The sequence below is a fragment of the Polyangium sp. 15x6 genome, assembly GCF_029960785.1.
GTDB lineage: Bacteria > Myxococcota_A > Polyangia > Polyangiales > Polyangiaceae > Polyangium.
Genome location: NZ_JASBQE010000055.1, coordinates 34,339 through 57,670, shown reverse-complemented (window position 1 = coordinate 57,670; position 23,332 = coordinate 34,339). Strand labels below are relative to the sequence as shown.

The following is a 23,332-nucleotide window of genomic DNA, read 5'->3' as shown; positions in this document are numbered from 1 at the left end:
CCGCCGGACTGGTGCTCCGAGCCGATCACCGACCCCGACGTGAACCCCTGGGACAACGGCTTCGGGGGCGGGGACACCCGAACCCGGGCTCGCAGAGCAACGCGAGCTGCGCCGTCGGCGGCGAGGCGAGCATGCCCACGGCGCTCGGGCTCCTGGCGGCGCGATGTTGCTTTCGGTCGCGCGCCGCCGTCGTCGCCGGTGAGCTCCCGCCGCGCAGGTTTTTCCGGGCCGCCCCAGCCTACAGCCAGCGCGATTTTTTCGCGGATCGCGCGTCTTGCCGTTTCGTTCGGGGCGCCCTAGCCTCGTCTGTAGGCGTGGACCGCATCCATGCGGCCGCGACCCGGAGGAAATCATGTACGGTCCCAAAGGTCAGAGCAGCGGCGGTGGACGTCCGGCTGCGGCCCCCAAGAAGATCACCGTGCCGGACATTCGCGCGCGGAAGGCGGGCGGGCCGCCGATCGCGATGGTGACGGCCTACGACTTCACGATGGCGCGACTGCTCGACGAGGGCGGCGCGGACATGCTGCTCGTCGGCGACTCGCTCGGCATGGTCGTGCAAGGGCACCCGACGACGCTGCCCGTGACGGTCGAGGAGATCTGCTACCACGGCCGCGCCGTCGCGCGCGGGGCGCGGCGCGCGCACGTGGTCGGGGACCTACCGTTCATGAGCTTCCAGCTCTCGCCCGTGCAGGCGCTCGAGAGCGCGGGCCGCTTGATGAAGGACGGCGCATTCGAAAGCGTGAAGATCGAGGGCGGCGAGGAAGTCGCCGAGCACGTGAGCCGCATCGTCAGGGCGGGCATTCCGGTGTGCGCGCACATCGGGCTCACGCCGCAGTCGGTGCACGCGATGGGCGGCTTCAAGGTGCAGGGCAAGGGCGAGGATGCGGCGGCGCGGCTCGTCCGGGACGCGCAGGCGCTCGACGAGGCCGGCGCGTACGCGATCGTGCTCGAGGCGATCCCGCCGGACCTCGCGGAGGAGATCACGGCGGCCGTGTCGGTCCCGACGATCGGCATCGGCGCGGGCGCGGGGTGTGATGGGCAGGTGCTCGTCTGTTACGACATGCTCGGCATGTACCCGGATCTGCGCCCGCGCTTCGCGAAGCGCTTCGCCGAGGTGGGCGAGCAAATCATGGCGGCGACGCGGGCGTACGTGGAGGAGGTGCAAGCACGCACGTTCCCGGGCGCCGAGCACAGCTTCAAGCCGAACGGCCCGCGCCGCCTCCCGCCGCCGGCCGAGCCCGCGGCCGCGGCCGCGGTGCTGGAAGAGATCCCTCCGCACTGGCAGACGCATTGAGGTTTGGCGGGGGCAGGCCCGGGATCGGAGCCCGCCCCCGCGCTTTCGGCGTCAATTGCAGTTGATGCCGCAGACGAGCTCGACTTCGCCGACGCAGATGCCGTCCCAGTTCTGCTCGCAGCAATAAGGGTCGGTCTTGCAGACGGCTGCCGCGCACGGGTTGCACGTCGGATCCAGCTCCGGGCCTGACTGGCAGATCGAGTGCGCGCAGTTGCAGCTCACGCCGCACTTCATCGTGGCCGCGGCCACGCAGGCCTGGTCCCAGCCCGTCGTGCAGCACTCCGGCTGATCCATGCACACCGACGTGATGCATGGATCCGCGCCGCAGAGCATGTCCGCGAGGTGCGCGCATGCCCCGGTCCACGGCGCGCTCGACCCCATGCCGCAGCAGTTCGCGTCCTGCATGCACACCTCGTCCACGCACGGCGCGCGGCAGACGTCCGGATCGAGCGCCGCGCCCGTGCCGCAGACCGAGTGCGGGCACTCCGCGCAGGGGCCGCAATCCTCGGCGCACGAGGCGCAGTCCTCGCCGCCGTTGCACACGCCGTCGCCGCAGAAGCAGGCGCCGCAGTCGTTCGGGCACGAATCGCACGACTCGCCGTTGCATTCGCCGTTGCCGCAGCAGCCGGCGTTGCAGAGCTGATCGGCGAGCGCCACGCAGTTGCCGCCCCAGAAGTCCTGGCAACACCCGGCGCCGTTCTGCGACGCGCAGACCTGCTCGACGCAGGGATTGCAGCCCGCGTCGAGCGCATTTCCGACGGTGCAGACGGCATGCTGGCAGGTATCGCCGCCGCCGGACGACGATGAAGAGGACGACGACGAAGAGGACGCGGATGACGAGGACGACGAGGACGACGCCGCGCTGGAGCTCGACGCGCTCGACGAGGAGGACGTGCTCCCGGACGACGACGATGCGTTCATGCCGCCCATGCCGCCGCTGCCCCCGGCGCCGCCTTCACCTCCCGCGCCGGGGCTCTGCGGCGCGCCGAAGAGGTCCCTGCCGTCGGCGGTACACCCGGCCGCGGCGAGCGCGGCGATCGCGAGCAAGCAAGTGAATCGCATGTCCTCACGCCTCCGAAGCGAGAACGGCGATGCTACCCCGGTTCAGGCCGTCGTGGACGCCGAACCCTCGCGCTTTTGCCCCACCGCGCGCAGGAACAGCTCCAGCACGACGAGCCCGAGCAGCCCGAGCGCCACGTAGGGCGACGCGTCGATCGACGGCGCGACGCCGCCGAGCTCCTCGGCGCGCGCCGCGTCGATCACGCGCCGCGGGCGCAGATCGATCTCCCGCTCAGGGACCGTCGCGACGCGGATCGCGCGCTCGCCGTCGAGGCGCACCTCGTACCGACCCCGGAGCGACGCCACGGCACGGCGGCGTCCGTCCTGCTCCACGACCGGGATCGACTGTCGCGCCTCGCCCGCGCGGAGCGGCAATCGCTCGATCGACACGTCCTTGAACCCGTCGAACGTGAACGCGTCGCCGACGTCGATCTGCCGCGCCCCGCCGCGCGCCCGCGCCGTGCCCACGAAGCGGTCGAGCAGCGCGAGGAACGCCGGCCTCAGCACGAAGTCGCTCTCGTCCACGGTGAGCGGCAGCGAGAGCGCGAACACGGCGCCGCGGCCGAGCGAGCGGCGCAAGAGCAGAGGCGCGCCGTCGTCCCAGCGCGCGAGCATGTCCGCGTTCGTCGCGGCGGCAGGATCGAAGGACGCGCGCCCGTCGGGCGAGAGCTTGCCGAGGCCCTCCGCGCTCGGACCGAAGAACACCGCGCTCCCGGGATCGGCGCCCTGCGACGGGCTCGGCCCCCAGCGCACCACGCCCGGCACGAGCGGGTCGAACCCCGCCCCGAGCGGCGCCGTCGCCGCGCGTGGCCCGAACGTCAAGAGCAGCACGCCCCCGCGCTCGACCCACGCCGAAAGCGAGCGCCGGCCCTCCGGCGTGAAGCCCGGCACGTCGTCCACGATGAGCCCCGCGAACGCGGCCAGCTCGTCCGCATGATCCGGCACCGCGGGCAGCGGCCGCACCTCCGCGTCGAGGTGCATCGCCGTGAGGGCCTGCTCGATTGGCGGCGGCCCGCCCGTGGCCACGTGCGTCGAGGCCACGTCCACCACGACCGCGATCGGCAGCGCCCCGCCGGCCGGCACGACCGGCGCCTCGTCGTCCTCCAGGATCGCGTCGCCCGGCGTCAGCCCGACCGTCAGGTCCTCCGGCGCGCCGTCCGGCACGTCGAGCGCGACCTCCTCGGCGCGGACGGACGGCCCGAGCGGCGCCGACGCGAGCACCTTCCCCTCGGCCTTGAGCTCCACCGCCCGACCCGCCGAGGCCGAGATCACCCCCGCGCCCTCGCCCACCGGCCGCGCCTCGGGGCTGCACACGACCCGCGCCCGCACCTTGCCCGAGCGCAGGTCCGCGCGTGTCACCGCGCAGTCGCGGCCCGTGGCTTCGAGCTCCGGCAGCGGCACCCACAACGTCGTGTCCGACCCGCCGCCGAGGGGCGCGGCGTTCGGCGCTCCATCGGCGAGGTCGCTCAGAAGGACCACCCGCCGATCAGCGTGCGGCACGCTGCGCAGAAGCTCCCGCGCCAGCGCCAGCGCGCCATCCAGATCCGTCGCGCGATCGGACGGCTCGATCGCGTCGAGCGCGCCCGTCACGGCCGCCATGTTCGTCGTGGACGCGAGCGCCACGCGCGCCGGCGCGCCTCCGAGGACCACGGCCACCGCGTCGCCGCTGCGCAGGCCCGTGGCGAGCTCCCGCGCCGACGCGAGGGCCCGCTCGAACTTCGTCCGCTTGCCCGGCGCGGCCGTCCCGGCTTCCAGCGGCGCGCGCATGCTCAGCGAATCGTCGATCACGATCGCGAGCGCCACCGAGGCCCCGTCTTTTCGCTCCAGGCCGAGCCGCGCGCACCGCACGAACGGCGTCGCGCCGAGCACCGCGAGCATGAGCACGCTGAGCGCTCGCACCGCGAAGAGCGAGCGATCCTCCAGCATGCTCCGCCGCCGGGCCAGAGGCTTCGTCGGCGGCACGAGCTTCGCGGGCGGGAAGGGTTGCTCCTCGGCTTGCCTTCGCCGGAGCAGGTGCGCCGCGACCGGCGCGGCGACGAGCAGCGCCACGAGCAACGCGGCGATCGTGGCGAAGCTCATGCGCGCGCCTCGGCCACGGCGCGCACCACGGCGCGCACCACGTCGGCGGGGGGTTGGTCCGTCACCGACTCCACCCAGCGCCCGCCCCTCCCGGAGAGCTCCGTCGACCAGCGCTCGGCGATCCCGGCGAGCCGCTCGCGGTAGATCGCGCGCACCTCCTCGGCGTCGGTCTCCACGACCACGTCGCCCTCGCTCGCGCGGAGCCGCACGTGCCCGGAGAAGCCGAGATCCGCCTCGTTCGGATCGAGCACCCGGAGCGCCACGAGCGAGCGCCCGCCGGCCGCGAGCGCCGAGAACGCCGACAGCGCCCGCTCTGGCAGATCCACGAAATCGCTCACCAGCACGATCACCGCGCCTCGCCGCGCGCGCCGCGCCACCGGGGCGAGGGCCCGCTCCATCGCCGCCTCGTCCGTGCTCGCGTCGCCCGCGGCCGCGGCCCCTTCGAGCGCCCCGGCCACCCGATCGAACGCCTCGCGCCCGCTCGACGCCGGCAGCGGCAGCGTCCCGCGCCCGCCGAGCCACGCGAGGCCCACGGGATCCCCCGTCGACAGCGCCACGCGCGCCAGCGCCGCGGCCACGAGCGCCCCGTAGGCGAGCTTCGCGCCCGGGGCCCGGCTGCTGCGGTAGGCCATCGAGGCCGTCGCGTCCACGCAGAGCCAGAGAGCGCGATCCGTCTCCGTCTCGAACTCGCGCACCATCATCCGGTCGTGCCGCAGCAAGGCCCGCCGGTCGAAGAACCGGAGATCGTCGCCGGGCACGTAAGGCCTGTGCCCGCCGAACTCCACGCCGGGCCCTTTGCGCACGCTCCGGTGCCCGCCTGCGTAGACGCCCTCGGCCAGCGTCCGGGCCCGCAAGCGCAGCGGCGCGAGGCTACCCCAGTCGATGGGGATCCCGTCCTTTCCGGAGCGCGACGAGGGACGAAGCTCGGCCATGGGGACGGTTGAATTAGCCCAACGCGACGGGCCCGCCACGACAAAACTTGTGGCAAGGAGAGGACCGTGCGCGTGTTCTTCTGCGGCCCTTTCCGCGTGTTCCTCCTCGCCGCGTTCCTCCCGGCGTGCCGCGGCGGCGACGCCCCCGAGGCCACGCCCGCGCCCGCTCCCCCCGATACCGCACGATCTTCCGCGCCCTCGGCCGCGCCCCCGCGCCGCCCGACGATCCGCCATTACCTCGCCCGCACGGCCGAGCGATGCGAGGTTCATTCGGTCGATCGGGACGTCGTCTCCCCGGCCACGCAGACCCCTTGCCCGCAGGATTTGCAGGTCGGCGAGCGCATCCGCGTGATGGGGAAATCGTGTTTGCGGGAGGGGAGCACCGAGCGGACGCAGCCGGTGGTTTGTCCGGGGGCGCTGCTTTCGGCGGCGCGGGAGCCTCCGGGGCCGGATGGCGGGGCGCCCTGAATCAGCACCCCCCACGCAGCGCCAGGCGCAGCGGCTTCGCCACGGAGTCCGCGCCGAACAGGCGTGTTTCGATGATCGGCGAGTCGCACTCCACCAGCATGACCTGATGCACCACCGCGCCCTCGTCCGTGCGCACCACGGTGCTCTTCAGCCGCGTCGCGCGCCAGGGGACCCAGGCCTCGGCGCCGTCGTCGCAGCACACGGGGGCATAACGCAGCATGAACGGGCGCTGCAAGTCCTTGTGCGACGCCGAGAACACGCGTCCTCGGGAAAGATTGCAGCGCGGCTGCAGCGCTGCAATGGCACGCTCCCGCCTCTCTCTCTGCTCGGGCAGGCTGACCCATTTCCGCGCGAGCGCCTCGTCGAGAGCCTCTTCGGTCTTCTCGAGATCTTCCTTCGAGAACGCGGCCGTATCCTCGGCGAGCTCGACCGCGCTGGCGCGACTCTCCAGGAACGTTCTTTCCGCCATGCCCTTTGGCTGGATTTTTCGCGACGCAGCGTCCTCGGGCGAGGCGAGCTCGACGAGCTCGGTCGGACGAGACAAGCGCGCCTGATATTGCTCGGCCTGGTCCTTTCGCTCGAAGAGCCCAGCCACGACCGCGAGCCCCTTGCGCTTGGGATCGGCGAGCGGCAGATCGTCCAGCGTCGCGACGAACGGGTATCCCGTCGCGAGCTCCCCGGTCCCTCCGCTGCGGAGTGCCGCTTCGGCCGCACGGGCGTCGACGGCGACGCCGAGGAAGAGCGCATAACGCGGCGTGGTTTTCTTGCATTCCTCGTCGAGATAAACATCGAGATGGCAGAAGCCAGCCGGCAAGACATCCTCGGCGGGGATGGGGCGCAGCGCCAGCGTGACTGCTGGAGGCGGAGCGGTCGCGGCGGACGCCGGCGCGGCGCTGGTCGTAGAAGCGGGGCTCGGCAGGGTTGCTGCCCTGGGGACGACCTGCTGTCCGGCATTGGATGACGAGCACGCAGATAGGGACAAGGATGCGCACAGCACGACGGTGAATGGCAGGGCAGGTCGAGCCATGAGGAAAGGCGCTACCACGAGAGATCGGGGAGCGCAATTCTCGCGCCTTGCCACGGCTCACGAGAGCAGCTACCCACCTCGCATGCGCGCCGCTTCCGCTCTGCTGCTGCTCGCGGGTGTCTTCTCCTGCGCAATCACCCCCCCGGCCAGCGCTCCCCCGCGCTCCCGCGGGTCGGGGATCGAGCCCGCGACACGAGCATCGCCCGAGGTCCCGGCCGATGAGGTCCGCTTTCGTCTCCCGCTCCCGCCGCCGGAAACGGGCCGCCTCGCCTTCTTCGATGTCCGCCCCGACCCGCTGCACAGCTTTCCTGCCGTCGCGATCGAGAGCGCCGGACGTCCTGTGCAGACGGTCGTGCTCGACGGCCCTGACGACGAGCAAATGGGTTGGGAGGCCGTCGCGCGGGCCGGCGAGGCTTCCCGCGAGGTCATCGGCGTCCTGGACAGTCAAATCGAGTCGCCGGGCTGGGACCTGGTCATCGTTGCTTCGACCGATTCCGGCCGCACCTGGGCGCGCCGTGCGACCCTCCGCAAGGTCTACTACATGGCAACGGTGGAGTCGCTGATTGCGCGATCGCCGGATCATTTCGATCTCGTCCTCCGGCTCGACGACGACTATGGCGCAGGCGTCGCGCCCGGCCGATATGTCGCTTCGACCGAGGACCGGGGATCTTCGTGGTCTCCGTTCGTCATTGCGCGTTGATCCCCGACTTCCAGCCATGCCGCCCCTGAAGGCGAAGGCCAGGAAAGAACGCCCCGGTCACCCCGCGTCGCCACGTCCCCGCGCGATGTGTAGCTACGAATTTCTCGCGCCCCCGCAACGCCGCCTCCCCCTCCGACATCAGAACCAAGATCGAGGAGGATCTTCCGATGGAGCGCTGGGACACGATCGTCGTTGGGTCGGGCTCGGGGGGGCTCACGGCTGCGCTTGCGCTCGCGCGCGCGGGACAGCGGGTCCTCGTCCTCGAACAGCATTACTTGCCGGGCGGCTGGACGCACAGCTTCGCGCTCGAAGGGTATCGCTTCAGCCCCGGCGTCCATTACATCGGCGAGCTCGGCCCCGGCCAGTCCGCCCGCGCGCTCTACGAAGGCCTCGGCCTCGGCTCGGACCTCACGTTTCACGAGCTCGCGCCGGACGGCTTCGACCATTTCCTCCTCGGCGGCGAGCGATTCGACGTCCCGCGCGGCTTCGATCGCTACTTCGAGCGCCTCGTCTCCCGCTTCCCCCACGAGCGCAAGGGGCTCGCGCGATACTTTGATATCATCGGCCGCATTGTCGAAGGTACCCTCCGCTGCGAGGAGCTCCTCGTCTCCCCGCTCGGCGCCCTCGCGCTCCCGTTCCGCTCGAAAGACCTCTTCACGTGGGGCCTGCGCACCCAGCGCGCCCTCCTCGACGCCACCATCCGCGACCCGCTCCTCCGCGGCATCCTCGCCGCGCAATCGGGCAACCATGGTCTGCCCCCGTCGCGCGTCTCGCTCCCCCTCCACGCCCGCATGATCAACCATTACTACGACGGCGGGTATTACCCTCGTGGCGGCGCCAAGCGCATTCCGATGGCCATGATCAAGGCCCTCCGCAAGCGCGGCGGCGAGATCCGCCTTCGCGCCCGGGTCCGCCGCATCCTCGTCGAATCCGGCCGCGCGGCCGGCGTCGAGCTCGACTCGGGCGAGCGTATCGCCTCCCGCGCCGTCGTCTCCAATGCCGACCCCGCGATCACCTTCGGCAAGCTCCTCGAACCGCCGCACGGCGAGCGCGAGCGCCGCAAGACCGGCCGCATGGAATACTCCGTCGGCATCCTCAGCGTCTTCTGCGCCACCGACCTCGACCTGCCCGCGATGGGCCTCGATTCGGGCAATTACTGGTGTTATCGCACCCTCGACGTGAACGGCGTCTACGAGCGCGCCCTCCACGCGCTCCCCCACGGAATCGTCGAGGGCCTCTTCCTCACCGTCACCACCCTGAAGGACCCTGGCCACGCGCCGAAGGGCCACCATACCCTGGAGCTCTTCACGTTCGTCCCGTACGAACCCTTCGAACGCTGGGCCGGCACCGCCGCGGCGCGCCCCGAGGAATATCGCGACCTCAAGGAGCGCCTCGGCGACGCCCTGATCGCCGCGGCCGAGCGCGTGATCCCCGGGCTCGGGAAAAACCTCACCTTCCGCTCCGTGGGCACGCCCCTCACGAACGATTTTTATTGCGAGACCTACCGCGGCTCGAGTTATGGCACGGCGAAGAGCCCCCTCCAGCTCGGCCCCTTTTCCTTCCCCATTCGCTCCAGCGTCCCCGGCCTTTACAGCGTCGGCGCGAGCACGCTCAGCCATGGCGTCGCGGGCGCGGCCACCTCCGGCCTCTTCGCGGCCCGCGACATCCTCGGCGTCCGCCACATCGCAGACCTCCTCGCCCCGCCCGACGGCTCGCTCCAGATCATCCCGGCCGCCGAGCTCGCGCCCGTCTCCAGGACCCGCGCGCACGCGCCCGCCGCGACGCACGACGACGACACCGACGACGCCCTCGCTTCCTGAACGACGAAAAACCTCCTTTCCCGCGCCCACCCTTTCCGCTATCGAATGGGCGCCGATGCCCGATTCCCGCCCTACCTGGTCGCTCTTCCTCGACGTCCTCCGCGGCCCCCGCGCCGCCATGGCCGGCGTCGCGGCGCGCGCGGACGCGCGGGAAGGGCGGGCGGCGATGCTCGTGCTCGGCGCCATGCACGGGGCCTTTTCCCTTCTCCTCTTCCTTTCGGGCCATGCGCCGCGGTTTGGCCTGCCCGGACTCGGACGGGATCGGCATTACCTCGTCCAGGCCATCCTCGCCGTGCCGCTTTACCTCGTCCTCTGGCGCGTCGGCGGCGGCATCACGCATGCCATCGCGCGCCGCGCCTCCGCGCCGGGCGGGGAGGGGAGCCGGCTCAGCGCGTCGCTCGCCGTGTTCGGCGTGGCCTATGCCGTGCCGATGACGCTCCTCTTCATCGTCCCCGATATCGCCGTGTACTTCGCGTTCGGCTTTTCGGCCATCGGAAAGGCCATGCGATATTACGCGCCGCTCGCCGCGGCCGGCTGCCTCGCGCTCGGCACGATGGGTTTGTCACGGGCGCACCATCTCCGCACGCGCGCGGCCCTCCTCGCCGCGCTCGTCGGATTCGTGGCGCAGGCCCTTCTCGGCGCATTTTTCCTGCGGTAGGAGCGATCGTGGACGCCTCGGAAACACTCGTCATCCTCGGCTGTGGTTTTACGGGAACGTACGCCGCGAGGCAGGCCCTCGCCGCGGGCATCCGTGTCGTGGGCACGACCCGCTCCCCCGAGCGTGCCGCCGCCTTGTCCGAGCTCGGCGTCGACGTCCGCCTCGTGCCCCGCCTCGACGAAGTTCTCGTCTTGCCGCTCCTCCGCGAGGACACGCGCGTCCTCGTCACCTACCCGCCCGACGACGCGACCGACACCGCCCTCTTGCCCCTGCTCTCCCGCGCCGCGTCCGCGGTCTACCTCTCCTCGACCGGCGTCTATGGCAGCGCCGCGGGCCGGATCGACGAGGAGACCCCGGTGGATCCCCGTGAACCTCGCGCCGCCGCTCGCCTCCGGGCCGAGACCCTCGTGCGCGCGGCCGGCGGGATCGTCCTCCGCGCGGCGGCCATTTATGGCCCGGGTCGGGGCCTCCACGTCCGGCTCGCGCGAGGCGAACACAAGATCGCCGAAGGCGGCCACGCCGTCATCAGCCGCATCCACGTGGAGGACCTCGCGCGCCTCGCCCTCGCCGCGCTCGCGCGCGCCCCGAAAGGCGAGGTCTTCGTGGTCGCCGACGACGCGCCCGTCCCTCAGTCCGAGGTCATCGACTGGCTCTGCGCGCGGCTCGGCGTCCCGCGACCCATCGAGGTCTCGAGGGATCACCTTCCCCCGACCCTCCGGAACGACCGCCGCGTCGACGCCGGGAAGATTCGACGAGAGCTAAGGGTTTCCCTCGATTACCCGACGTACCGCGAGGGGTTCGTCGCCTGCCTTGCCGCGGAGGCCGACCCATCGACCTCGTAAGAAATTAGTTTGCGTTGCCAACTATTTCGTTGGCTCACCAATTACGTCTGGTCTATCTTCCGCGGTCATGGAAAAGTTGATCCGCGGCCTCATCGACTTTCGCAAGAACAAGCTCCCCGGCCTGGCTCCGCTCTTCAAGCAGCTCGCGGAGCGGGGGCAGAAGCCCGACGTCCTCTTCTTTGCTTGCGCCGACAGCCGTGTGGTCCCGAACCTGATGGTCTCCACCGACCCGGGGGACCTCTTCGTGGTTCGGAGCGTCGGCAACCTGGTCGCGCCGGCCACTGAGTCCGGCATCTCCGTGGGCGACGTCTCCGAGGCTTCGGCCATCGAGTTCAGCCTGGCCAAGCTCAAGATCAGGCACATCGTCGTCTGTGGCCATTCTCGCTGCGGCGCCATCGAGGCCATCCTCAACGGCCGCGAGAACTACAGCGCCTTGCCGAACCTCCGGGCCTGGCTCGCGCACGGTGAATCTGCCTTTGCGCGCCTCGTGCGCTCGCCCTTCATCAAGGACGACCTGCCGGCCGTCGACCGCCTCTCCCAGGCCAACGTCCTCCAGCAGCTCGAGCACATCGCGAGCTATGCGAACGTCCGCAAGCTCGTGGACGAGGGCGCGATCACGCTGCACGGCTGGTGGTTCGACGTCGCGACGGGCGACGTGCACGTCTACGACAGAGAGCGCGGCGGCTACATCCTGCTCGACGAGACCGAGGCCGAGCGCGTGCTGGCCGGCCAATCCGCGTTTCAGCATAGCTGACGGCCAGTCCGAGGGCCTCACGCCGGGATCAACCCGGAGAAGGAGGCCCGAGTGCGCTTTTTCGTTCACATCGCGCCCGGAGTGACTCTACATCGGTGGAGGTCCCCACCATGGCAGAGGAACAAAGCAAGGCGGAGTGACTCTACATCGGTGGAGGTCCCCACCATGGCAGAGGAACAAAGCGAGACGGAGGGCGCCCCCCCGCTCACACCCGTCGCCCCGGAGGAACGCAACCCGCTCCTCGACGTCCTTCGCGGGTTCGCCCTGCTCGGCATCATCGTGATGAACATGCCGGGCTTCAGCGTGCCCGACGGCATCAGCGCGCTCGACGAACACTACTTCCCGCGCTTGTACGACCGGGTGGCCGAGACCGTCACGTCGATCGTGTTCGCGGGCAAGGCCAACTCGATTTTCTCGTTCCTGTTCGGCCTCGGGCTGACTGTCCAGATGCAGCGCGCCGAGGCGAGCGGCGCGCGCCTCACGCCTCTCTACCTGCGACGTGTCGCCGTGCTTTTCCTCGTGGGCGCCGCGCACGCGATCTTCCTCTGGAACGGGGACGTGCTGCACACGTATGCGGTCCTCGGGCTCTTCTTGCTCGCCTTGCGCCGCGCCTCCGATCGGCTCGTCTTCGGGCTCATCGCGATCGCGTTCCTCGCGCCGACCGTGCGCAGCATGATCGGGCTCCTTCTGCAAGAAGCGCCCCCGCATCCGCTATCCTTCTGGGTCGCCATGGCGCATGAGCACATGCGGATCTACTCGACGGGGACGTATCTCGAACAAATCGGGGCGCGGCTCGCGATTTTCGCGGATGCGTACGCCATGATCCGGCTCGGCCACGGTATGATCTGGTGGTATCTCTCGGTGTTCGTCACGATGCTCCTCGGGCTCTACGCGGGCAAAAAGCGGCTGCTCGAGGACGTCGCGAGCAACCTCCCGCGGATTCGCAAGGTCCTCTGGATCTCGCTGAGCCTCGGAATCGCCGCGTCGGTGGGTTTTTCTCTGCTCTTCGCGTTCCGACCCATGCCCCCGCCGGAAGGCTGGACCTGGTACGGCTTCGCCGCCGACCTGCTCTTCCGGGTGAACCGGCCCCTGCTCTGCATCGCTTACATCGCAGCGATCGCGCTCCTGCTCCAGACCGACCGCGGCAAGCGCGTGCTCCTCGTGCTCGCGAGCCCGGGGCGCATGCCGCTCACGAATTACCTGACGCAGAGCCTTATCGCGACCACGCTCTTTTATAGTTACGGATTCGGCTGGTACGGCAAAGTCGGCCCGCTCCTCGGGACCGGGATCGCGGTGGCGATCTTCGCCGTGCAGGTCGTCTGGAGCCGATTCTGGCTCGCGCGTTTCCGCTATGGCCCGCTCGAATGGCTGTGGCGCGCCGCGACGTACGGCAAGCTGCCGCCGATGCGGCTCGCGCAGGTCCCCGCGCCCGAGCTCGTCGACGTCCGAGCCCCGGCTTCGTGACGATCAACCCGCAGCGCCGCCCGGCAGCTCCGTCGGGTCAGGGTCGCCTGCGTCTTTTGGGTCCCGCCGCCGCCGCGCCGCCGGATCGTCGTACATGAAGATCACGGTGAACAGCACGAACGCGGCCCACATCGCCACGTGGTGGTAGAGCATCGCGACCCCGCCGAGGCGCTGGAAAATCTGGCTCGCGACGAGCGGGCCCGAGAGGATGCCCGCCGCGTAGAACATGTTGTAAATCGAGTTTGCCCGGCTGTAATCGCGCGGCTCGACGATGACGCCCGTGAGCGCGAGCGCGACCGGCGACATCGACGCGAACGACCCGCCCGTCCCGAAGACGATGGCGAGCATGAGCCAATAGTTGTCGGCGTAGATGAAGCCCGCCACGCAGCAGAGCCCGATGAACGAGAGCACGCGGACCGCGCGCAGGTGCCCCACGCGGTCCGCGACCCGGCCCGCCACGTTCGAGAAGATCATCATGCCGAGGCAAAACAGCCCCGGCAGCACGATCGTGCGGTTCTCGGGAATCCCCTTCGACTCGATGAGGTAAAGCGGCAGGAAAATCACCACGGCCGCCTGAAAGTAGCCGTACGAGAACGAGGCGAAGCACGAGGTCTTGATGCGCCACAGGATCGTGGCGGCCGAGAGCTCCGAGCCCTTTTCGCCCTCCGTCTCCTCATCCGCGCTCGCGCCCTCGACCGGCGGCGCCGGCGGCATCTTCAGGGCCACGTAAAGGCCGGCGCCGAGCGCGAACAGGGCGGCCACGCCGAACGAGACGGTCGCAGGAACGAACCGATCCATGCCCGTCGCCATGAGCGGACCGGCCACGTATCCGCTCGCGAGCCATATCGCATAAAGGGTCGTGAGGTACGCCTTGTGCTCCTTCCGGGCTTGCGCGAGCAGCACCGTCTCGGAGCTGACCCATATGCCGATCGTGAACAGGCCGTCGACGAAGCGCACGGCCGCGACCTGGGCGAAGGTCTTCGCGAACGGGAAGGCGGCGAGGCAGCCCGCGTACCCGAGGAGCGACGCGGCTAGGACTCGTTCGGCCGAAAACCGGCGAATGATCGCCCCGACCGGGAGCGCGAAGGCCACGAGCCCCCCGCCGAAGAAGAGGGCCAGAAAGCCGATCGAATCCTTCGAGTACCCCAGCCGGTTCAGGTGCACCGCCGTGAGCCCGATCGAGATGCCGCACGCAATCCCGAACGGTAACGTGGTCGCATAGAGACGGCGGAGCTGGGGGGTGACAGGACTCACGCACGGCCTCTACCATGGCGACCGCGCGTGGGCTATGTGCCTCTGCTGCGAACGATTTTTCTCATCGGCCGCCGCGTCGCAGCATGAAAGCCCGCCTGCCGGAGCTCGATCCAGCGAGCCGCGCTTTTTGTGTTGACACGAAGAGCCCGCGCGCGAGCCGCGAGCGGGCGAGCCCGGCGGGCGTCAATCGGTGGTATCGAAATCAATACCCGTCGCAGGCGCCGGGCACGAGCTCGGTCTTGTGGATGACCTCGCCGTTGAAACGACAGATCTTGCTGATCTGCGGGTCCGGATTGAGCAGGCATTTCTGGAGCGCATCCTGGCAGGAGACGTCGGGCATGAACCCCCCGCCGCCTTGATCCTCGGAGCAGAATCGGAACGTATAAGACCCGACGCCGTCGTTGCCCGCGCACGGATCCGCTCCCTCCGGCTCGTCGTCGCATTCGAGCACGCTCTCGGCCACGTGGCTCGTCTGCGTGTAGCCCTGCTCGACGGCACACGTCGAGTCGGCCTGGAGGTCGTCGTGCAGCGTGAAATGCGTGGCCTGATAGCAGCCGTGGAACGAGGTCAGCGCGCGCCCCGTCAGATCCTCGACCGCCGCGACGAGCGCCTGCGTATCGCTGCCGCCCTCGGCGTGCGGCCATGCATAGGCATATGCGCCGAGCGAGCCGTCCGGGCCGTCATGGGTCTCGACCGCCACGCCCGCGGGCACGTCGGCCGTTTGAGCGTGATAGCCGTTCAGGATCACCTTTTCGAGCGTGACGCCTTCGGCCGCGGTGACGGTCCAGTGCACCGGCTCGTACGACGAGAGGACCAGGATCGAGCTCGATTGCCGCTCGACGTGCACCGACGCGGCGCCGGGCGGGTGCACGTCGCCGCCGTGATTGCCGTGCGACTCGTAGATGCCGATGAGGTGCAGCTCCGCGCCGCAGACGGGGGGCGGGCTCACGACGCCGCCGGGATCACCCGGACCACCCGGGCCAGGCTGGCCGTCCTCGCCGCCCCCGATCACGACCGCTCCTTTGCAACCCAAAAGACCGAGCGTGCCCGTGAGAAACAGACCCGCGAGCGTGCGCCCGAAATACGATAAGGTCATTGCCATTCCTCCGCGCGAAAGCCGATGCGGCGGGGGAACGTAGCACATATGGAATGGCTGGAGAAGTATCGACGCGCCGCCTGCCTGCATTTTGGCAGATATCCGCCTACACCTGCTGCGGCGCGTCGATCCTCGTCGATCCTCAATGAACCGCGCGAACTTCGCCGGACGTCTCCGCGTCGCTGCCGAGCGGGACGGTCTCTTCGTCGGCCGGCCGATCTTCCAGCGCTGCGTGGATCACCTGGCTCATGTCCTCGGCGAACACGAACGTCAGCGAGCTACGCACCTCCTCCGGCACCTCCTCGACGTCGCGCGCGTTCTTTTGCGGCAGGATCACCCGCTTGATGCCGGCCCGATGCGCGGCCATCACCTTCGCTTTGATCCCGCCGACGGGGAGCACGCGCCCGCGCAGCGTGCATTCGCCGGTCATCGCCGTATCGCTGCGCACCCGCCGCGACGAGAGCAGCGACGTCAGCGCTGTGAACATCGTCACGCCCGCGCTCGGCCCGTCCTTGGGCACGGCGCCCGCGGGCACGTGGATGTGCAGGTCCTCCTCTTCGAGCTTCGACGCATCCACGCCGAGCTCCGCCGCGTGGCTCTTCACGTACGAGAGCGCCGCCTTCGCCGATTCCTTCATCACGTCGCCGAGCTGCCCCGTGATTTCCACGCGACCTCGGCCCGGCATCCGGCTCGTCTCGATGAACAGAATGTCGCCGCCCACCGGCGTCCATGCCATGCCCGTCGCCACGCCCGCCGACGCCGTCCGCTCCGCCACCTCCGCGAAAAACTTCACCTTGCCGAGGTATTTTCCGAGATCGCTCTCCTCCACGTGCAGGTTCGGTTTTTCGTCCTTCGCCCGCGCCACCTCCAGAGAAAGCGCGCGGCAAAGCTTCTTGATTTCCCGTTCGAGCTGACGAACGCCCGCCTCCCGCGTGTAATCGCGCACGATGGCCCGGAGCGCGTCGTCCGTGATCGTCAACGTGCCCTCGGGGATCCCGTGCGCCGCGAGCTGCTTCGGGATCAGATGCCGGCGCGCGATCTGCGCCTTCTCGTCCGGCGTGTATCCGGGGACCTCGATGATCTCCAATCGGTCGCGGAGCGGCGCCGACAGCGTGCCGAGGTCGTTCGCCGTGCAGACGAAGAGCGCCTCGGACAGGTCGAACGGCAGCTCCAGGTAATGGTCCTGGAACGTCTTGTTTTGCTCCGGATCCAAGACCTCGAGCAGCGCCGCCTCGGGATTGCCCGCCCAGCCCACCGCGAGTTTGTCGATCTCGTCGAGCAGGACGACCGGGTTCTTCACCTTCGCCTTCTTCATCCCGTGGATGATCCGGCCCGGGAGCGCCGCCACGTACGTGCGCCGGTGCCCGCGGATCTCCGCCTCGTCGCGCACGCCGCCGAGCGCGATTCGCACGAACGGCCGGCCCGTCGCGTCCGCGATCGATTGCCCGATCGAGGTCTTGCCGACCCCGGGCGGACCCGCGAGGCAGAGAATGCTGCCCTTCGCCGTGCCCATCAATTTCAGCACCGCGATGTGCTCCAGGATCCGGCGCTTCACGTCGCCGAGACCGTAATGGTCCTCGTCGAGCTTCTTGCCGACCGCGTCGATATCGTCTTTCGCATCGGCGCGCTCGGTCCACGGCAGCTCCGCGATCCAGTCGAGGTACGTCCGGATCACGTTGTATTCGGCCTGCTGCGGCGAGAGCGCTTCGAGCCGCTTGAGCTCGCGATCGGCGACGGCGCGCGCTTCCTCGGGCAGATTCGCTTTCTCCAGCCGCTCGCGCAGCTTGCCCGTCTCGTCGTCCGAGCCCTCCTCGCCGAGCTCTTTCTTGATGGCCCGGAGCTGCTCGCGCAGGATCGCCTCGCGCTGGTGATTGCCGATCTCGCGCCGCACGTCCTGCTCGATCTTGCGCTTCACCTCGGAGAGCGATTTCTGCTCGATGACGAAGCCCGCGACGATACGCAGCCGCTCGACCACGTCGAGCGCTTCGAGCACCCGCATGTCCTTGTCCGACGTGAGCCCGAGCAGCGCCGAGACCCGATCCGCGAACAGGCCCGGATCCTCCTCGGCGAGCGACGGCTCGATCGAATTCTCGATTCCGCGGCCGAGCTCGCGCACCTGATCGAAGAGCGCGCGGGCGAAGAGCTTGGCCTCCTCGCTCGATTCGCTCGTCTCCGCGGCGACCTCGCCTTCCGCGAGCCAGAACGGATCCCGACGCACGATTCGACCGAGGTGCATGCGGCCCACGCCCTCGATGACGAGCTTCATGTCCCCGCTCGGCAGCCTGCCCGTCTCCACCACCCGGGCGAACGTCCCGAGGCGATAGAGATCCGACTCGGCCGGATCCCCGAGGTTGCGGTCTTTCTGGGTGAGGACGCCGATCACGTCCCCCTTGCTCAGCGTGCGGACGAGCGCTACCGAACGCTCGCGGCCGATGGGCAGAGCGATCACCGCGCCGGGAAAGAGCACCCCGTTGCGGAGCGGAAGCACCGGAAATGGAGAAGAGGGCGCGCGGGCCCCGTCGCGGAGGGTCGTCATCGTGGGACTCCTTGGGACTTCAGGAAAGAGCGCCTCGCCACGGTCGGCGTCGCCGGTCCGGTGGCGCGAGGCGTGAACGAACCATAAATCCGTTCACTGCTCCGTCAACGGGGGGACGTGCGGACGTGCGAAAGGGTGACGGGACGGTACGGGAGGCTCGTGGGGGCCCTTCCGCCCAGGGCCGCCACGCGCGTGACGTTCGTCATGACCGCGTAGAGAAGATGATCCGCGCCCCGGCGACGCGTATGCTGGTAACGGTGCGGGCAAACGGGACCTCGACGTCGTCGGACCACGCTCTTCGTAAACCGCCTTCGGGATGAGAGTCGGGCAGGTCGTCGCGCAGAGATTCCGCATCGACGCCCAGGTCGGGGGCGGCGGCATGGGGCAGGTCTATCGCGCCTTCGATCGCTCCACGGGCGAGGTCGTGGCCGCGAAGTTCCTGAACGACACGTCGCCCGAGACCGTGGCGCGCTTCGAGCGGGAAGGCCGGGCCCTCGCGCGGCTCTCGCACCCCGGCATCGTCCGCTACGTGGCGTACGACGTGATGCCGGACGGGCAGCCATTCCTGGTGATGGAGTGGCTCGAGGGCGAGGATCTCGCGCAAAGGCTCGCGCGCACGCACCTCACGGTCCCCGAGACGATCACGCTCGCGACGCGCGTGGCCGAGGCGCTCGGCGCCGCGCACGCGCAGGGCATCGTCCACCGCGACCTCAAGCCCGGCAATGTCTTCCTCGTTGGTGGTCGAATCGACGCGCCGAAGATCCTCGATTTCGGCATCGCGTTTTTCGGCGGCAGCGCCCGCATCACCGCGACCGGCACGATGATGGGCACGCCGAGCTACATCGCGCCCGAGCAGGCGCGCAGCGGCGGCGTGGTCGACGCCTCGGCCGACGTGTTCTCCCTCGGATGTCTGCTCTTCGAGTGCCTCTCGGGCCGGCCGCCGTTCCAGGGGGATCACTTCGTCGCGGTGCTCGCGAAGGTCATCTTCGAGGAGGCGCCGCGGCTCCTCGAGCTCGGCGTCGCCGTGCCCCCGTGGCTCGACGAGCTCGTCGCGCGCATGCTCTCGAAGGAGCCCACGCGGCGGCCGCGCGACGGCACCGCGCTCGCCCGCGCCCTCGAAGCCGAGATGATCGACGACGACGGCCTCGACGACGTGCCGCCGCGGTCGCTCGGCAAGCGCGAGCGGCGCTTCCTCGGCGTCGTGCTGCTCGGCCCGCCCGCGTCCGCGCCGCCCATCACCTCGACCTCCAAGACGCTCGCGGTCTCCACGCCCGACACGATGCGCTCGGTGGTCACGCGGTTCGGCGCGCACCTCGAGCTGCTCGCCGACGGCACGGCCGTCGTGATCCTCGACCACACGAGCGTGCCCACGGACATCGCCGCGCAGGTCGCCCGGTGCGCGCTCGCGCTGCGCGAGTTTTTTCCGGGGGTACCCATCGCCGTGACCACCGGCTGGTGCGAGCTCGGTCGTGGCCTGCCGGTCGGCGAGGCGATCGAGCGGGCGCTCTGGCTCCTGCACATGGAGGGACCCGTCCCCGGGCCGCGCGTCGCGATCGACGAGACCACCGCGGGCCTGCTCGACAGCCGCTTCGATTTCGTCGAGCTCGCGCCCGGCGGCTGCGAGCTCAGGGGCGAGCGCGTCTCGGCCGAGGCCTTCCGCCCGCTGCTCGGCAAGCTCACACCGTGCGTGGGGCGTGAGCACGAGCTCGCCTTGCTCGAACAGAGCTTCGCGACCGCCGAGAGCGAACCCGCGGCGCTCGCCGTGGTGGTCACGGGATCCGCTGGCATCGGCAAATCGCGCCTCGTGCACGAGTTCATCGAGCGTCGCAAGCGCGCGGCCGCGCCCGTCGAGATCCTGTGGGGCCGTGGGGATTTGCAGCGGGCTGGCTCCACGTTCGGCCTGCTCGCCGACGTGCTCTGGCGCGCGGCCGAGGTGAAGGGCGGCGAGCCCATCGAGGTGCGGCGTGATCGCCTCGCCGCGTTCGTCGCGCGGCACGTCCCCGAGCGCGACCTGCGCCGCGTGACCGAGTTCCTCGGCGAGCTCTCGGGCATCCCTTTCCCCGACGAGGACAGCCTCCCGCTCCGCGCCGCGCGCCAGGATCCGGAGCTCTGCGGCGAGCAGATACGACGCGCATTTCGTGATTTCCTGCGCGCTCTTTGCGCCGAGGGGCCCGCGCTCATCGTCGTCGAGGACGTGCACTGGGGCGATCGCGCCTCCGTCTCCGCGCTCGAAGCGGCGCTGCGCGAGCTCGCGGACGAACCCATCTTCCTCATGGCGACCGCGCGCCCCGAGGTCGAGCAAGTCTTTCCGCAGCTCTGGGTCGAGTGTGGCCGCCAGGAGATCCGGCTGAAGCCCCTCTCCGTGAAGGCGAGCGCCCGGCTCGCGCGCAAGGTGCTCGGCGACGCGGTGGCCACGCCTCTCATCGAGCGGCTCGTGGCCCTCTCCGAGGGGCACCCGTTTTTCCTGGAAGAGCTCGTCCGGGCCGCGTCCGAGGGCTCGCTCGGCGAATCCTTGCCCGAGACGATCGTGGCCATGGTGCAGACGCGCCTCGAGCGGCTCGAGCCTCGCGCGCGTCGGGCTTTGCGCGCGGCGAGCATCCTCGGCGAGGTCTTCTGGCGCGGCGCCGTCGTGCACATGGTCGGCGAGGGCGGCCCGGGCTGCGATTCGCTCGCCGCGCTCGTCTCCGGCGAGATTTGCCTCAAGCATCGCGAGAGCCGTTTTCCCAGGGACGAGGAGTACGCCTTCCGCCACGCGCTCCTGCGCGAGGGCGCGTATGCGCTGCTCACGGACGACGATCGGGAGCTCGGCCATAGGCTCGCCGGCGAATGGCTCGAGCGGGCGGGCGAGACCGATCCATTGATCCTCGCGAACCACTTCGAGCGCGGCGGCCTGCTCGATCGGGCGGGCACCATGTACATCCGCAGCGCCGAACAGGCGAGCGCGCGGCGCAATTACCAGGATGCCGAGCGTTACTTCGCCCGCGCCGACGAGCTGCTCTCGGGTTTGCCCGCGGTCGCGCGGCGCACGCGTGGCCTCGCGCGGTTCCGGCGTGGCCAGCACGAGGACGCCGTCACCGAGCTCGCGGCCGCGCGGGCCCAGGCCGAGGCGGCGGGGGATCTCCTCTTGCAGGTCGAGCTCTTGCTCGACGAGGCCATCGTCTTCGACTGGATGGGCGACGTGAAGCGCGCCGAGGAGCTGGTCCTCGTCGCGAAGGCGCGTTACGTCGAGGACACCTCGCCGCTCGTCGACGCGCGCCTCTTGCTCGGGCTCGGGCGCTCCTCGCATCGCGCCGACCGCAAGGAAGAAGCGGCGCGGGACCTCCTCGCGGCGGCGGAGAGAGCGGCAAAGCTCGGGGAAGAGGGCTACGAGACGCGGACGATCGCGCTCCTCTTGCTCGGGTTCATCCTGCCGGGCCTCGGTCGGCTCGACGAGGCGGCCGCGGTGCTCGACGAGGTCATTCATGGCTGCGAGGTCCGCGCCGACCTCCTCCACCTCGGCGCTGCGCTCGCCAACCGAGGCCTCGTCCGGGCTTGCCGCGGCGATCGGGCCGGCCTCATCGCCGATTACGAGCAAACCATCGCGATCGGGCGGGAGATCGGGCAGACGGCGATCGAGCTCGTTGGGTATTACAACCTCGGTGAATATCTTTACCTAATGGACGAGCTTCCGGCCGCCGAGCCATACATTCGGTCGGCCGCGGCCTTGTTCCGGCGGCCGAACATCGGGGCGCACCCGGCGATTGTCCAGTTGCTCGAGGCCCGTGTCGCCGTGTACCGCGGCGACGAGGCGGGCGCGGCGGCGATCGTCGCGGCTGTTCGGAAGGAGCAGGCCGAGGCGCGGGCCCAGGGGGCCGACATTCTGGCGCCTTCCGAGGAAGTCCTCTGCTGCATGGTCGAGCTTGCCACGACCGACGCGTCGGCCGAGCGCTGGGACGAGCTCGAAGAGCGTTCGGCGCGGTGCTCGGTGGGACAGGAGCGCATCGAGGTCCTCGAAGCGCGGGCGCTCACGGCGCTGCGCCGGGGCCGGCGTGTCGATGCTGTGCGGCGGCTCGAGGCTGCGCTCGACGTGGCCTCGCGGGTCGCGACCGTGATGACGCCGCGGCTCCGGCGTGAACTCGCTGCGGCGAAGAGTGACGGCGAGCGACCTTTCGTTTCGTAAGGGCCGCATCAGGTTTTTACTGTATGCAATGCGTCGCGATCGTGCGCCGACGCACCCTTCTTATTTGGCGCCGCGCGGCGCTTGCGCATGTTGAGCAATTTCGGCGCAGTGGTTCGTGCCATTTTTCTGCTTGCTTCGTTCTTGGAATGCATCTAGACATAATGGAATGTCCGGAAACTCTGCGTCATTCGGCTCCGTTGGTTTTTTTCTGCAGGAGCGGAGGTCAATCATGCGTGTTCTCGGTCGAGGGGCTCAGCTCGTGGTTTTGGCGGCGGCTCTTGGAGGGTGCATCGCGGACGTGGGTCCGGAGGGGGAGGAGGCGGTCGGCGAAGCGGAGAGCGCGTTCATCAAGAACAATGCGCTCAACTTGAATGCGCTCAACCTGAACGCGCTCAACTTGAACGCGCTCAACTTGAATGCGCTCAACCTGAATGCGCTCGACCCGAGTTCATTCTCGGCGATCCGGGATCCCGGGGCGAACGGCGACCTCGCCCGTGAGTTCGTCAAGTACGCCGTGAGCTGCGCGCTCGAGGCGGGCCAGACGTTCGCGTTTGCCTGGACCGACGCGCAGGGCGTCGAGCATCCCGAGAGCTACCCTGGCGTCCTCGGGCTCGCGCCGTATTGGCACTCGGGCCCGCTCGACCTGACGGGCCAGCGCATGGTGAGCGCCTGCCTGGCCGGGCTCACGAACTACTACGGCACGCACGTGACGATCTCGATGCGGGCTCCCGAGGCCCCATTGAAGGTCGTCGACCCGGCCGAGCTCACGAACTACCCGAACATCGAGGGCGCGTTCTGGGGCAACCTCTGGGGCGACTCGCCCTACATCCACGCCTGTTACAACGCCGAGACGATCGCGAACTCCCGCGCCCATTCCCGTGACTGCGCCGCGGGCCACCTGAACCCCGACAACTCCGTCGAGGAGTGCGGCATCATCGATATCGTGGGTCCGTGCAGCGACGTCTGCGAGCCGGTGAACGACGAGACGGGCGCGTACCCCTCGTGCATCGTTCACCCGGGGCAGGATCCCACCATGACCGAGCACATCATCACGACCGCGCTGCCCTGAACGGGCCCATTCCCACCGGGTCCGTCCCGCACACGCCCTCCTCCGCGCGACCGGCGCGATGCTCGGCCGCGCAACGCGTTGCGCTCCTACCTCATCCAAGCACGAACCCGTCGGCGATCCG

Annotated in this window: 17 protein-coding genes; 10 read left to right on the top strand and 7 right to left on the bottom strand. The window is 69.8% G+C overall.

What is annotated here, in order from left to right; translation table 11 throughout:
• Window positions 1-352 precede the first annotated feature (352 nt).
• The gene (panB, locus tag QHF83_RS32605; protein WP_282421912.1) at window positions 353-1,294 is read left to right on the top strand and encodes a 3-methyl-2-oxobutanoate hydroxymethyltransferase; all 942 of its coding nucleotides are present in this window, start codon (window positions 353-355) and stop codon (window positions 1,292-1,294) included.
• A gap of 51 nt (window positions 1,295-1,345) precedes the next feature.
• Here the strand turns inward: panB and QHF83_RS32600 are convergent, their stop codons facing one another.
• Genes QHF83_RS32600 through QHF83_RS32590 form a run of 3 tightly spaced genes read right to left on the bottom strand, consistent with a single transcriptional unit; the run spans window position 1,346 to window position 5,364 of the window.
• Window positions 1,346-2,356 (bottom strand): hypothetical protein, encoded by a 1,011-nt coding sequence (locus QHF83_RS32600; RefSeq protein WP_282421911.1) that lies wholly within the window; start codon window positions 2,354-2,356, stop codon window positions 1,346-1,348.
• 42 nt (window positions 2,357-2,398) lie between these two features.
• Window positions 2,399-4,432, bottom strand: coding sequence for a VWA domain-containing protein (locus QHF83_RS32595; RefSeq protein WP_282421910.1), 2,034 nt, complete (start codon window positions 4,430-4,432; stop codon window positions 2,399-2,401).
• On the bottom strand, window positions 4,429-5,364 hold the full coding sequence (locus QHF83_RS32590) for a DUF58 domain-containing protein (protein WP_282421909.1): 936 nt from the start codon (window positions 5,362-5,364) through the stop codon (window positions 4,429-4,431). The genes QHF83_RS32595 and QHF83_RS32590 overlap by 4 nt, the downstream gene beginning before the upstream one ends.
• Window positions 5,365-5,430: 66 nt before the next feature.
• Here QHF83_RS32590 and QHF83_RS32585 point away from each other — a divergent pair, with 66 nt between their 5' ends.
• Window positions 5,431-5,832, top strand: a complete 402-nt coding sequence (locus QHF83_RS32585; RefSeq protein WP_282421908.1) for a hypothetical protein — start codon at window positions 5,431-5,433, stop codon at window positions 5,830-5,832.
• A gap of 1 nt (window position 5,833) precedes the next feature.
• On the opposite strand, the gene QHF83_RS32580 is transcribed toward QHF83_RS32585, so the two are convergent.
• Window positions 5,834-6,646, bottom strand: a complete 813-nt coding sequence (locus tag QHF83_RS32580) for a hypothetical protein (protein ID WP_282421907.1) — start codon at window positions 6,644-6,646, stop codon at window positions 5,834-5,836.
• 553 nt (window positions 6,647-7,199) lie between these two features.
• On the opposite strand from QHF83_RS32580, the gene QHF83_RS32575 reads away from it, so the two are divergent.
• From QHF83_RS32575 to QHF83_RS32550, 6 genes are all read left to right on the top strand, one after another.
• Window positions 7,200-7,559, top strand: a complete 360-nt coding sequence (locus QHF83_RS32575) for a hypothetical protein (protein WP_282421906.1) — start codon at window positions 7,200-7,202, stop codon at window positions 7,557-7,559.
• 167 nt (window positions 7,560-7,726) lie between these two features.
• The gene (locus QHF83_RS32570; RefSeq protein WP_282421905.1) at window positions 7,727-9,379 is read left to right on the top strand and encodes an NAD(P)/FAD-dependent oxidoreductase; all 1,653 of its coding nucleotides are present in this window, start codon (window positions 7,727-7,729) and stop codon (window positions 9,377-9,379) included.
• Window positions 9,380-9,434: 55 nt separating this feature from the next.
• Window positions 9,435-10,037 (top strand): hypothetical protein, encoded by a 603-nt coding sequence (locus tag QHF83_RS32565; protein ID WP_282421904.1) that lies wholly within the window; start codon window positions 9,435-9,437, stop codon window positions 10,035-10,037.
• Between the two features lie 8 nt (window positions 10,038-10,045).
• Window positions 10,046-10,879 carry an NAD-dependent epimerase/dehydratase family protein gene (locus tag QHF83_RS32560; RefSeq protein ID WP_282421903.1) on the top strand — a complete coding sequence of 278 codons (834 nt, stop codon included), beginning with the start codon at window positions 10,046-10,048 and terminating at the stop codon, window positions 10,877-10,879.
• Between the two features lie 67 nt (window positions 10,880-10,946).
• Window positions 10,947-11,633, top strand: a complete 687-nt coding sequence (locus QHF83_RS32555) for a carbonic anhydrase (protein ID WP_282421902.1) — start codon at window positions 10,947-10,949, stop codon at window positions 11,631-11,633.
• A 165-nt stretch (window positions 11,634-11,798) separates the two neighbouring features.
• Complete coding sequence (locus tag QHF83_RS32550; RefSeq protein WP_282421901.1) at window positions 11,799-13,097, top strand: DUF418 domain-containing protein; 1,299 nt, start codon at window positions 11,799-11,801, stop codon at window positions 13,095-13,097.
• A 3-nt stretch (window positions 13,098-13,100) separates the two neighbouring features.
• Here QHF83_RS32550 and QHF83_RS32545 read toward each other — a convergent pair whose 3' ends face one another.
• The 3 genes from QHF83_RS32545 to lon form a co-directional block, all read right to left on the bottom strand.
• Window positions 13,101-14,351: an MFS transporter gene (locus QHF83_RS32545; RefSeq protein ID WP_282421900.1), complete on the bottom strand. Its 1,251-nt coding sequence runs from the start codon at window positions 14,349-14,351 to the stop codon at window positions 13,101-13,103.
• A gap of 202 nt (window positions 14,352-14,553) precedes the next feature.
• Window positions 14,554-15,447 carry a hypothetical protein gene (locus QHF83_RS32540; RefSeq protein WP_282421899.1) on the bottom strand — a complete coding sequence of 298 codons (894 nt, stop codon included), beginning with the start codon at window positions 15,445-15,447 and terminating at the stop codon, window positions 14,554-14,556.
• A gap of 142 nt (window positions 15,448-15,589) precedes the next feature.
• The gene (gene lon, locus QHF83_RS32535) at window positions 15,590-17,983 is read right to left on the bottom strand and encodes an endopeptidase La (RefSeq protein ID WP_282421898.1); all 2,394 of its coding nucleotides are present in this window, start codon (window positions 17,981-17,983) and stop codon (window positions 15,590-15,592) included.
• Between the two features lie 316 nt (window positions 17,984-18,299).
• On the opposite strand from lon, the gene QHF83_RS32530 reads away from it, so the two are divergent.
• Both QHF83_RS32530 and QHF83_RS32525 read left to right on the top strand, forming a co-directional pair.
• Window positions 18,300-22,142 (top strand): serine/threonine-protein kinase, encoded by a 3,843-nt coding sequence (locus QHF83_RS32530; RefSeq protein ID WP_282421897.1) that lies wholly within the window; start codon window positions 18,300-18,302, stop codon window positions 22,140-22,142.
• 229 nt (window positions 22,143-22,371) lie between these two features.
• Window positions 22,372-23,211: a hypothetical protein gene (locus tag QHF83_RS32525; protein WP_282421896.1), complete on the top strand. Its 840-nt coding sequence runs from the start codon at window positions 22,372-22,374 to the stop codon at window positions 23,209-23,211.
• Window positions 23,212-23,332 lie beyond the last annotated feature (121 nt).